Origin of the sequence: Desulfovibrio sp. ZJ746, assembly GCF_011039155.1 — a bacterium.
In the GTDB taxonomy this organism is placed as follows: domain Bacteria; phylum Desulfobacterota; class Desulfovibrionia; order Desulfovibrionales; family Desulfovibrionaceae; genus Desulfovibrio.
Genome location: NZ_JAAKEK010000001.1, coordinates 331,815 through 343,719, shown reverse-complemented (window position 1 = coordinate 343,719; position 11,905 = coordinate 331,815). Strand labels below are relative to the sequence as shown.

General features: G+C 60.1%; 8 protein-coding genes and 1 tRNA gene. 3 read left to right on the top strand and 6 right to left on the bottom strand.

All coding sequences use genetic code 11. From position 1 onward, the window contains the following. Positions 1-5 precede the first annotated feature (5 nt). Both G7Y54_RS01575 and G7Y54_RS01570 read right to left on the bottom strand, forming a co-directional pair. Positions 6-584: a TRAP transporter small permease gene (locus G7Y54_RS01575; protein ID WP_165076336.1), complete on the bottom strand. Its 579-nt coding sequence runs from the start codon at positions 582-584 to the stop codon at positions 6-8. Between the two features lie 161 nt (positions 585-745). Beyond that, positions 746-1,759 (bottom strand): TRAP transporter substrate-binding protein, encoded by a 1,014-nt coding sequence (locus G7Y54_RS01570; RefSeq protein ID WP_165076333.1) that lies wholly within the window; start codon positions 1,757-1,759, stop codon positions 746-748. Positions 1,760-2,111: 352 nt separating this feature from the next. On the opposite strand from G7Y54_RS01570, the gene G7Y54_RS01565 reads away from it, so the two are divergent. From G7Y54_RS01565 to G7Y54_RS01555, 3 genes are all read left to right on the top strand, one after another. Beyond that, positions 2,112-2,198, top strand: a tRNA-Leu gene (locus tag G7Y54_RS01565). A 1,355-nt stretch (positions 2,199-3,553) separates the two neighbouring features. After that, positions 3,554-4,360 carry a hypothetical protein gene (locus tag G7Y54_RS01560; protein ID WP_165076331.1) on the top strand — a complete coding sequence of 269 codons (807 nt, stop codon included), beginning with the start codon at positions 3,554-3,556 and terminating at the stop codon, positions 4,358-4,360. A gap of 1,090 nt (positions 4,361-5,450) precedes the next feature. Beyond that, positions 5,451-6,167 (top strand): hypothetical protein, encoded by a 717-nt coding sequence (locus tag G7Y54_RS01555; protein ID WP_165076329.1) that lies wholly within the window; start codon positions 5,451-5,453, stop codon positions 6,165-6,167. A gap of 500 nt (positions 6,168-6,667) precedes the next feature. On the opposite strand, the gene G7Y54_RS01550 is transcribed toward G7Y54_RS01555, so the two are convergent. The 4 genes from G7Y54_RS01550 to G7Y54_RS01535 form a co-directional block, all read right to left on the bottom strand. After that, positions 6,668-8,812 carry an AAA family ATPase gene (locus tag G7Y54_RS01550; RefSeq protein WP_165076326.1) on the bottom strand — a complete coding sequence of 715 codons (2,145 nt, stop codon included), beginning with the start codon at positions 8,810-8,812 and terminating at the stop codon, positions 6,668-6,670. A 203-nt stretch (positions 8,813-9,015) separates the two neighbouring features. Next, positions 9,016-9,813, bottom strand: a complete 798-nt coding sequence (locus tag G7Y54_RS01545) for a hypothetical protein (RefSeq protein ID WP_165076324.1) — start codon at positions 9,811-9,813, stop codon at positions 9,016-9,018. A 316-nt stretch (positions 9,814-10,129) separates the two neighbouring features. Beyond that, complete coding sequence (locus G7Y54_RS01540) at positions 10,130-11,362, bottom strand: hypothetical protein (RefSeq protein ID WP_165076322.1); 1,233 nt, start codon at positions 11,360-11,362, stop codon at positions 10,130-10,132. Positions 11,363-11,444: 82 nt separating this feature from the next. Then, the gene (locus G7Y54_RS01535; protein ID WP_165076320.1) at positions 11,445-11,744 is read right to left on the bottom strand and encodes a hypothetical protein; all 300 of its coding nucleotides are present in this window, start codon (positions 11,742-11,744) and stop codon (positions 11,445-11,447) included. Positions 11,745-11,905: the final 161 nt, after the last annotated feature.

Sequence of the window (11,905 nt, the reverse complement as noted above, 5' to 3'; positions counted from 1 at the left end):
TCCCCCTACGCCTTCTTGAATTCGGAAGCGGGGCGCTTCAAAAGCGCGATGAAATCCCGGATCAGGATGACGAGCGCGGCGGCCGCCATGATGGGCAGGGTGCCGTAAATGAAGGTCATGTTCACGCCCGTGGAGACCGATTCCTGGTCATAGGTGCTCATGACATACTCGACGCCGCCCCAGAGCAGGATGGCCATGACGATGATGCCGATGATGCTCGCGATGACCTCGACGGTCTTCCGCGAAGCGCCGTGGAGCATGTCCACGAACATGTCCACCGCGATGTGCTTCCTGCGGTAGAACGCTTCGATGGAGCCGAAGAAGGTGATGTAGATGAAGAGGAACCTGGCCCACTCCTCGCTCGGGGGATAGCTGGAGGAGAACAGGTAGCGCAGCATGGCATTGTAAAACACGAGGCCGATCATGCCAAGAAAGATAACGGCGCAAAAAATCTGAAAGAGAAATTCCCCAAGGGTATCCTGGTGGGGGGCAGGTTCCGCTTCCGGCACGGTGTCCAACACCTGTGCGTATTCGGCCGGGTCTCTGGAGCTTTCCAGATGTTCCTTGTCGGGCTGTGTTGGCATAATGACCTCATCAACGGATGACCGGGGGATGACCGGGATTGGTGGATGAAGCGGAACTCTCCGCCAGGACATTCCGGGGGCCCCAGCCGTGCCGCCGGAGCCTGCCAAACGCCGCAAAGCGGGGCCCCGTGCATGGTGCACGGAGCCCCGGCACGATGGACCTACTTCGCGTAGCGCTTGGCGCTCTCGAGGATTTCCTTGGCGTTGGGCACATGCTGCTTGCTGTTCGGGTCAGTGAACAGGGTCCAGCTGCGCTCGCCGGCTTCGGTCATGTACTTCTTGAGTTCAGGCGTGGGCTCGGTGATCTTGCCCTTGCCGGCGGTGATCTTCTTCTCCGCGTCCTGGTCGGCCTGCACCATCAGCTTCCACACGTCCTCGGCGGCCATCTCGGCGGCTTCGTCGAACCACTTGCGGTCCTGCTCGGGCAGGTTCTTGTAGAACTTGTCATTGATGAACAGGGAGTGGAGCACGAGGATGTGGCCGGTCTTGGTCACTTCGGGGGCGTACTCGTACACGCCGGTGGAGGCGATGTCGCTCAGGGGGCTGTCGCCGCCGTCGATGGCGCCGGACTCAATGGAGGTCATCACTTCCGCGAAGGGCATGGGCTGGCCGGAGATGCCCGCTTCCTTGGCGAAGTTGGTGTAGAGCGGGATGTTGGGCACGCGCATCTTGAGGCCCTTGATGTCGTCGATGCTCTTCACCGGGTTCTTGGTGTAGAAGTGGCGGAAGCCCAGGGGAAACACGTTCATGGTGCGCATGCCGGACTTCTCGGTGAAGCCGTCGGTGATGAGCTTGAACGTGTCGCCCTTCATGGCGCGGTGGGCGTGGTCAAGGTCTTCATAGAGCATGGGCGTTTCCAGCATGGCCATGGCCGGATGGAACTTGGACATCTGGGTGCCCGTGGCGCACATCTGGATGGTGCCGCGCTTGGTCTGGTCGATGTACGAGTCTTCCTTGCCGAGCATGCTGTTGGGATAGACCTGCACTTCGTACTTGCCGTTGGAAAGTTTCTCCAGGTATTCACCGAACTTGTGCATACCCACAGTTTCCGGCTCGCCCTCGGGTTTCATGCCGGCGATCTTGATGACCGTCTTGGCCTCGGCCGAGGGGGCGATGGAGAGCGCGAGCCCGCAGAAAAGGCCCAGCGCCACGCACATGGCGACAATGCGTTTCATCACAGAAATCCTCCTTTGATGGTGAACCCGGCTACCCGAGCCCCGAAACCGCCACGCACCAACCGGGGGATGCGCTGGGCGGGACCAGGCCTTGGCCTCACCGGATGCGCCGGTGACGCCCATGCCGCGCCGGGACGGATCGAAGATCCGTGGAGCTATCGCTTGCAGCCAATTTTACTTGACGTGGCGGATAAAATTCAATGCTTTTTTTGAGAAAATTTTTTGACCCCGCCGCGATGGCGGCAGGCGCCCTCCTCCGCCGGCTGCACGGGCGCTTGCTTCGCCGCTGGAGTGGCCGCCCGGCCGAAGATGTCTTGACGAATCCCGCGCGCCGGACTAGAAAAACCGCTGTGCCGGGATGGTGGAATTGGTAGACGCAGCGGACTCAAAATCCGCCGGGTTCACGCCCTTGCGAGTTCAAGTCTCGCTCCCGGTACCACGGAAATTCAAGGGTTTGCGGTACGAGCTGACAGCCGGCCGCAAACCCTTTTTTCTGTCTTGGGCTGATTTATCGCGCTCAAATAAGCGGGCGCGCAAGTTGGCACTGTTTTGCGGATACAACGGCACAGGTTGGACGCCAACAAAAAGTCCGGGCTGGGATGGACTTTTTCGTGCTTCCCGCCACGCTTCACTTTTCGCACGCGGGGGGCTGGGGTGCCCCACATCTTTGAGTCTCCCCCAAAGCGTGGCCGGTGCAAAGCCCGTGGCCCTGACACAGGAGCCCGGATAAAAAACGAAGTCGCCCCTGCTGAGTGCGGACCATCGGCATTTTATGCCAGCCCGGCTCCGGGAGGCGCGGGGCGGGCTTGCCCCATGCCGGGATTTCTGTTGCCACTAGCTGTCGAACTCCGCGCAAACACGCGGCCGGGGCGTCACCATAATGATGCCCTTTTTCGACGGACTTCGTCGAAACACTGCGGCGAAGCCCCTCCCCGTTTTACGCGTCCCTCATGGATGCCCGGGACTTGGCTCGTGCAGGCGCCGGATTGTGGGGCCTAGGGCGCGCCCCAGCCTGCCCGGCCGCCCTTCCCCTCGCGGCGCCTCTCCGGCTTGCCGAGTGCCCGGATTTCCTGACGCGGCCCGCCTTGGTTTATGGCAGCCTCTGCCTTTCCGCATTGTTCCGGGCGGCTCCTTGCGATTGGGCTCCCCCTATGTGCATGGTAAAGATCCCGGCCTTGTGGAGGGGCGCCAGCTCCCCATTATTTATCGAGGAGGGGCCATGCGCTTGCAGGGAAGGCTCATGGGCTCCACTTCTGTTCGTATTCGCGAAAAGCCCGGGCCTTGCCCCAAGGGCTGACAGCAAGCTGGAACCCAACGGGAGGGCCACGCAGGGCGATTGCGCTGCCTTTGGTGGACAGGGCGCTCCATAGGGCGTCGGCTCCTGAAAAATCTCCTCAACGGATGTTGGGCGTTCCCGGGGATGTGGACGTCACAGGCCCAGAAGAGGGCCACGGACCATGTGGCGCAACGCCCTTGGGCGACCGCTGAGATCGATGAAAGGGAAAATTTTGAGGAGCGCAACGCGGCGTTTGCCCATGAGCCATCAGGCCGGAACACTTTTACTGGCGCCAAAAGAGTGGTAATGCTGGTGCAGTGGTGTGGCAGCCACAGGGAAGAACGCGGCTAACTTTTTTGGTTAAACATGTGCACCTTCCTCTTCGGCTGCACAGCCCAGGTTTCAACCGGGAGGAGAAAATTTGCCTTTTCCGCTGATTTCTCGCCACACAGCGGGCTACCCCGGCAGGGACGCCAAGATGCAACCGGGCACTTCTTCAACCGGGCAAGGAGAAGGTGATGGAAGAAGCAAGCATAAGCGAGATTGTGCGGGACTGCGTCATCAGGGATTATTTTACACCGAATGTCACCGCGGAAACGACAATCGGCTGCCTGATCCGGCCGCGTCTGGCTTATATCGTCAACCGCCAGTGTGGCCTGAAGACAATCTATGTCGCAAAAGAGATGTCAATCCCGCTTGCCGCGCAGCACAGGGACAACCGGGGCTTCAAGATCGATTATGTCCTTGCAGACGATGCTTGCGTCTACCTCACTGAGCTGAAAACCACACCAGCCAGCATCAGTGCCACACAGCTCGCTCACTATGAGGCTGCATGCGGTCAATGGACCTTCGGCGAATCCCTGGGCAAACAGTTGCTTAAAATACTGGCGAAGGAGTACCCGCTTGGCCGCATCAAGGAGAGTGCTGGGGATGACGGCGCATTCGCCCGGTGCTTCAAAAGAATTACGAATTGTGATGCGGGGGAGACTGGCAATGTGGAGCGCGCGCTGGAATGCGTGAGAACGCTGGAATATGCATGGCGCCCCAGCAACAGATCAAAGAAATATTTACTCACCCTGGCGGAGCTCCTTGACTATCTCGGCGGAGGCAAAAAATCTTTATGGCACAAGCCCATGAAGATCATTTATCTCGCCCCCGGGAGCGCCGCCGCAGAACTTGATTCCCCACATATCCCGTGCCTGCCTACCCTCGAAGGCGCTCTCCCGCCACTTCTTGAAAGGGGCGATGCCTATTCGCTGATGCTCGCGGATATCCTGAAGCATGTCACCGACCGGAAAAATTCTGTGCGCGACCTTGCGGGCTAGCCTGTCGCAGTGCCGGCTAAAAACGTTGCCTTGAGGCAATACGAGCATTCCTGAGGAACGTGCAAGCCGCGGCGAAACTCCAACACATACATGCAACATCCGCTGGCTTCATCACTTGCCGGTTCAGGAAGACCCCAGTCCCCAAATTCTCTCCTGAAGAACCCGCAGGATGCCAAATCACGTGGATCAACATGATTCCGGCATCCTCGTCGTATCCAACAAAACCACGTGGCCACATGGGCCCCAGCCATCGGAGCTGAACCCGAGGGCAAGCCTGCCGCTTCTGGAACGCATGCCAAGAAAATGCGGGATTGTCCCGAGAGCGTGCTTCCTGGTCATGGGCGGGGGGCCATCCACTGCGCTCTGTGACGCCGACATCCTGCGGGGCGTTCAACTCGCGAGTCGGGCCGACCCCACAGATCGGCCCCAACCTCATGCGCCCTTGCTGGCGGCTGACGCGCGATGCTCGTATCGCGGGGCGCGTCAAGCAGGCCGGGGCTGGCGGACCGCCAGTGCCCCCGGTGCAGGCAGCATGGTTCGGCGCCCTCACCCAGACCTTGGGCGCCAACTTTCCCGCCTGCCTCTCTGGAATCCAAGCCGCCAGTTCGGCTGTATGCGTGGGAGAGGCCCGGGGACAGGCTCCTGCGGATATGCCGCCTCTCCCTGCCGGGCAGGAAGGCACGATGCGGTTCTCGTCCGCGCACGCCACGAATGGCCGACCATGGCTGCCCCGGCGCTGCAACGAGCTGTGCAAATCCTGCGCGCGCGTTCAGCCCCAATCGCAGCCGCGCAACCAACAGGAGCTGTTGCCTTGGAGAACTCCCCCTGGCCCACAAACGTCATTGACCCTCTTGTTTTAAACAGGTAGTGGAACGTGTCGATCAGTTCTCTGTGGGGGCGCCTGGACTCCTGCAAAACTTTTGGCATGAGCTGTTTTCCATTGGAAAACGTCTGTGGCAGCGGGCCACGCCGATGATTGAGACCGCAGAGTGCGGGAATACGCATTTTCTGGAAACAGGGAACAAAGGGTTTAAGAGTACTGAAAACGGTACCTATTTTCACGAAAAATCCAAATGATGTGAGAAGAGATATGCAAGATCGCTATGTTGGAGATATAGGAGATTATGGCAAACTGGGCCTGTTGAGGGCCATTACCAAGCATCGTTTAACCCTTGCCATTAACTGGTATAAAACAATTCCCGGCGCTCATGAGCTAAAAAAACAAGACGACGGTAAGTTTACTAAATATTTGAAAGATTCATCATATAGCCTGTATGACCCCGAATTGTATGATCAGTTACAAATAATTGTAAATAAGCACCGAAATATCGAAACTATAGAGAATGATGAGCTAGGCATAGTGCACGCAGAATTTTATGGTGTTCCTGTCCCCAAAGGAGAGAGGAAGTTATGGCATACTACTGCTTTAGAAAAATTAGGCGGCAAAGATATCGTTTTTCTTGATCCGGATAATGGAATCGAAACACAAGCAATGGTGGCGGAAAAAAGGACAAGCCAAAAGCATGTTAAGTGGGCAGAAATTGCTGGTTATTATAATCAGGGTCAAAGTATACTCATATACCAACATCAACCTCGCATAAAAGAAAAAGATTTTATAAAAAAATTACAAGCAAAACCAGAATTTAAAAATGCTGACTATATCAGGATAATAAAATATTCGAGATATACAAGTCGATTTTATATTCTCCTTTTACATAAAAAGCATCTTCGTAAGGTTGACTCAGCTTTATCAGAACTTGAGGGCAGGCTACACAAATTTTGCGATAAAATATATTGGAGAAACTGAAGATTGTCTCCCATTGCGATCCCTTGGGGAGGGGATTTGCCGGTGCATTAAAAGGCTCCTTGCTTATCCACTCCATTTTGGCAGCATTTCTCCAGGGCCGGCCGCCGCCGTGGGGAACCCGGTCGCTCACCACAGGCATGCCGCCCCGGTGCCCGCCAGTACGCGCAGCCAAAGCGCCCTGTCCTCGCGGGGCGCGCCCGGTCATCCTTCGCAGGATCAAGGAGCGGGCCCATCGTGGGCGAGGCTCGCCGCCACACTGTCCGGCATCTCCCGGACCTCTGGGGAGCCGGCCTGCCGCCGCTTCAAGGCTTTTCTGTATCCGGGTTGCCTCGTCCGCGGCGAGGTGTGCGAGAAAATGCCGGGTGCGGAGCAGCCGCCCAAGCTCCCGCGCCCAGCGAGCAAGCAGGCACATGCCCGGCGTGCCCAACTGGAGGGAAGCCAACAGGGCAAGGAGCTCACTCGCGGCCGTGGCCACCCCTGTTGGCTTCCCTCTCACCACATCAACGGGTAAAGCCCACGGTCTTCGCTGTGGATTCCAGCTTCATGCGCTGCTCGGCAAGGAGCGCCCCGACGAGCGCCTCATGGCCGAAGCTCCCCCTGGGCGCGAGGCGGTGCTGCATCCGCACGGCGTGGAAGTCCCCCGGGGTGAGGGCCTTTTGGCGGCAGAGCTCCTCCATGAGGTCCTTGTCCGGCTCCCCTTCCACAAGGGGCGCGAGCAGGCTTGCATAGAGGGCCCGCAACTGCGGGGGCCCGGCGTAGCAGAATTCCACCTTGAGGCTGAAGCGCCGCATGGCGGCGGGGTCCATGTCCTTGCGCAGGTTGGTGGCGCAGATGCAGAAGCCGCGGCAGGCCTCAAGGGCTGTCAGGAATTCGTTGGTCTGCGACACTTCCCAGCTGCGCACGGCCCCGGCCCGGTTCTGGAGAAAACTGTCCACCTCGTCAATGACGAGCACGGCCCCGCGCGCCTCGGCCATGGCAAAGGCGCTGGCGATATTTTGCTCCGTCTCGCCCACAAAAGCCGAGAGCAGGTCGCTCGCCCGCTGGATGTGGCATTCCCGGTTCACGCTTTCGGCGAGGTGCCGGGCCAGCGCAGTCTTGCCTGTGCCGGGCGGCCCGTAAAAGAGAAACGTGCCGAGGCCCGGCTCCGGCGCTTCGCGCCCATCGCGCATGAGGGCATCCAGCGTTGCGGCCTGGCGCACCACATCCGCCACGGGCCGCGCGGTGCACACCCCGGCGAGGCTGTAGCCCGGGGTGCTCCCGGGCGGGGATACGGCCCTGCCGCCGCGCTGGAGTGTCATATAAGAACGGAGCACTCGGTCCACGCAGGCAAACGCGCCTTCCTCCTTAAAGGCGGGGAGCACAGCCTGCCTGAGGGCGTTTTCCATGACAGCCACCTGGACGGGATAGCGCTCCACCAGTTTTGCCATGTCCCCCTCGCCGAGGCGCGCCTCAAGGCCGTGCTTCTCGCGCAGCCTGCGCCACATTGCGTGTCGCTCGCTCTTGCCGAGCTCGGGAAAGTGGACGCTGTAGGTAAAGCGGCGCCGCACAGATTGCTCGAGGTTGCTCACCTTGTTGGTGATCCAGAGGACGCGGGAGCCCGGCTTTTCAAGGAAGGGGTTGAGCCACGCGGTATCCGAGACCTCGCCGGAGTGGCGCCCCGAACCCGTTTCCAGGATGCGCTCGGCCTCGTCCACCAGCACGAAGGACTCCTCATCACGGGCCGCGCGCCTGAGGCAGCCCGTGAGCGCGAGGCGGCGGTCCTGGGCGGTGTCGTCCCCCTCGCAGGCCACTGCCCAGGCCTTGCACCCCAGCTCCCGCGCGAGGCTGCGCGCAAACGTGGTCTTGCCCGTGCCCGGCGCGCCGTAGAGCAGCACATGCAGGGGCCGGTCAGCGGGGCCCTCGAAGAGGCGGCGTACATGAGCCACGGCCTCCGCGGGGATATTGAACTGCCCAAGGGGCAGCACCTCGCCTTCCAGCGGGTGGCAGAAGGCCTCCTCCAGCCTGGCGGGATTTTCTCCCATCCAGGCTTTTTCTATCTTGCCGGTGAGTTTCAGGTCACCGCCGTCGTCAAGAATGCCAATTTCCGCCAGTTCCGCGATGAGCTCGCTGCAACGGGCGGCGGGGAGATGCAGCATGCAGGCCACCAGATGCCGGTTGCTGTACTGCTCGGTATCCAGGTGATAGTTGAAATACCTGCTTATCTGGTCATGATTGTGGACAAAAAAGGCATACTTGCAGAGGGCGATGCTCTCATCGTCCAGGCCGAAAAAATTCTTGATGTGTTCCGTTATGGGGGTTTCGCGCTGCTGGGCGGAGCACTCCTCCAAGGCCTCACGCACAAGGCCAGCCAGGGCGCTCGCAAGGCGCCCCGAATCGTCCGCAAGCTCTTCAAGACGGGCGGCGAGGCGCCTTTCCCTGAGGCGGGAAAGCTGCTTCACGGAGCTGCGCACCCCCGCCGGGAGGCGCGATATGGCCGAAGCCGCCTCCTGCACGGGCCTGACAAGGCTCTTGAGGCCGCCGCAACACCAGCCCACGAACTCAAAAAAACTCTCGTCAACGGGAACGCTGTCCCGTTCCATCAGGCGCAGCAGCCACAGCGCGGCCTCGGCACGGGCCGGCATAGGGTCGCACGTTGCGGGGAGCATCCTGCAACCTGCCCGGGGCCTTCTCATATACCTTTCCTGCATGGGGAAACTCCTTGTTGCGGAAAATTCTCCCAGCCGCCCTTGGGCGGCAGGAACTCGTCCCCGCCGCCCACCATCTCAGCGGCAATGGCTCCCAGCATGTTCTCCTCTCCGCGCCGGGGCGCGCCCGCGGGAGCCCCGGAGGCCGCGCCCGCCGGCTCCGCTCAGGCCTTTTCCAGCTTTTCCGCCGCCAGCGCGGCGATTTCCGGGTCTGCGTCCGCGGCGAGCAGCTCAAAGGCCAGCCTCGGCGCGTTCCCATTGTTGGCAAGGGCGAGGCGTACCGCCGGGTCCGGGTGATGGGCCAGCAGGGTGACAACGGCCTTGCGCGCCTCCACGTCCTCGATGTCCCCCACCCGGCCGGCCAGGTCCTGCAGCACCTCCCACGGCTGCCCCTTGTACAGGGCCACATCCTCCACGCTGAGCTCCGCAAAGGGATAGGTCCACATGTCGTAGCCATTGCGGATATATTCCGTCAGCGGCGGTTTGAAACGCTGGGGCGTGTATATATTTTTCGCCAAAGTAGCGCGCACGGACGCATTTGCGTGGTTGCGAATGTGTTCCATGAGGTTGTCTGCCGCCGCGCCGGAAATGCGGTCGGCCCCCCCGAAGACCGGATAGAGATACTCGCACCATTTACCCACGCTCTCCAGCATCTCCACATCGTCCTCTTCCACGATCTCCCGGGCCTGCGCGTCCGTGAGGTCGGCAATAAAGTCGTGGCCCTTGAGCAGCTTGCGCCGGAGGTAGGTGTCGCCGGTGGCCCAGATGGCATCGCGGTCCTCGGCGGTGAGGAAGCCCTTTTGGAGCAGTTCCCCGGTGATTGATGGGATGCCGAGCGCAATGAGGGCCTTGCCCAGATCCCTGCCGGCCTGTCCATCAGGGCACGCTTGCGCCATGCTTTTCAGCAGGGAGCAGGGAATGGGAAAATCCTTGCCGTTCTCGGTGAAGCGAAGGGTTACCATGATTTTACTCCTGTTCCGCTGGGTGAACTCGGCGGGGCATCGCCTGCGGAGGAAGATGCAACAGAATCGTTCCAGATTTTGACAATGGTCAGGGGGAATTTTGGGCCAGGGTTTAAGCGGACGGCGCCAGGCGGTCACGGCATGGCCGAAACCCCGTTATTTTCCCCGGGCGGCCCGGAGTACCAAAAAACGCCGTCACCAGGGCTCGGGCGCCCCAAACCCCGCGGCTTGCCGCGCAGGCCAGCACCCTTGAGTGCGGACAGGTGCCACTGACATATCATCGCTATTGTGAATGGTGGGGCGCATCGGGTCCGTATCAGCACTTTTGAACGATGGGCGGCGTATCCTGTTTCAAAGAATCAAGCAATTGTTGGGGGATGATGTCATGAGGATCAAAAAATCTCGTGATTTCAGGATTCTTGTGACAGGCAACAAAGGCAAGCAGCCGGTCACGCACACTTGGCGAAAGCCGGCCTTTGCCCGGATGCTCCTTTGGAAGATAAAGCACATACATGAGTCGCGCCACTGTCTGGAGCATATGCCGGTCATCTATGGCAATGATGTCTTCGGCCTGGCTGTCGGATAAATTGTCATAAAACTCTGGGAGCTCAAGCAATTTCCGGCAGGCCCCGATATCCCCCCCTTCCCACGCCTCATCTTGCTGCGCCGGGCTCAGGTGCCCCGAAGAGACTATGCTGGCACGGACGAGCGGATGCCCTGTATCGAAAAGGGGTGTGACGAGCGAGGCCCCCTTTTCCTCAAGGTCGCAGTAATCGCAAATTGTCAGGAGCAACTCGAGGTTCAGGGGAAACTCCTCGCCGCCGATATCCAGCACCACGCGCTGCTCGCGCCCATGCCGCTGCTGGAGCGCGTAGGTGGCCAACATGTCTTGCTTTTGCCATACACTTTCGCACATCCCCAGTGTTATGGCCATTTCGAGCGGCGCATGGCCCAGGGCCACGGAGGGATTCATTCTATATTTTTCAGGATAGAAGCATATTTCAAACGCTCTCCAGACTTCTTCCCGGGGAAACTCTTCAATTGCAAGCTGTGTGGCATCCCTGACAGCCATCCGCCTGGCAACCGCGTCAGGGACCGAAACGGAATCTTTTGCCCCATCCCGTTCATGGGCCGCAAGTATGGCTTCCATCAGCCTGATCCGTGTCTCCGGGGAAAGGCGTGGGGAAGCGGGCAGCACCCCCCACCTGAAACGCGCCAACCCGCGGGCCAGCGCCCGCAGGAAGTGCTCATCCATGCTGGAAAGTACAAGCTGTGCCTGCTTTTCGCTTAATAAACCCAGAAAATTTTCATCGCCAAGCAGCCGGCAGCGTGCAGCATGACCACCGGCATCCCACTCTTGATCCCTCTGGGCATAGAGAAGTTTTTCCACGCCTTCCGGCGGCTTGGGGAGTGACATGCCATAGCGGCCAAGGGCGGATGCCAGTGGGGAACAACGTTCACGTATGGGAAAACTGCAGATAAATGACTCTAGAAGTTCTCCGGCAAAAGGAATATCTTTTCCCTGATCCAGGAACCTGAGAGTTGGCATGTCTCACACCTTAGATAAAATGGTTTATGCGTCAGGAGTTCTTGACAGCGTTCTGGACAACTGAACACTGTCAAAATCTCCATTAGTGACAAGGCGGACAACGCCATGTGCCGATGGCCTCGGCCCTGCGCCTTGTCCTTTCCCCTTCAAGCGGGGCCAGCCTGACCAGTCGGGGCACAAAGCGCGCAAGGATGTCCACACGGCCGCCCTGGGGCGGCATGACGGCGTCGATGCCCTTGTCTACCCGGGGCGCTTCGTCCAACTGGCCGGAAAGCAGCTCCCCGCCCTCCTCATTGAGCATATGGCGCACCTCGTCCGGGTTGAGCGCCTGGAAAGCGGCGCATGCGGCCCCCCGCGCCGTGCGCGCAGGAATTGCGTGCATCCTGCTTGCCCCGCCCGCGCATCCACACCCCCGGCCGCCCAGACGGCGTCGCGCTGTTCCACAGCCAGAAATTTCTTGCCAACCAGCGCCTCGGCAATCCACGGGATGCCAAGCACGAGAAAGGCATTTCCAAGCTCGGCGCCCGGGGGCCCAGGAGGATA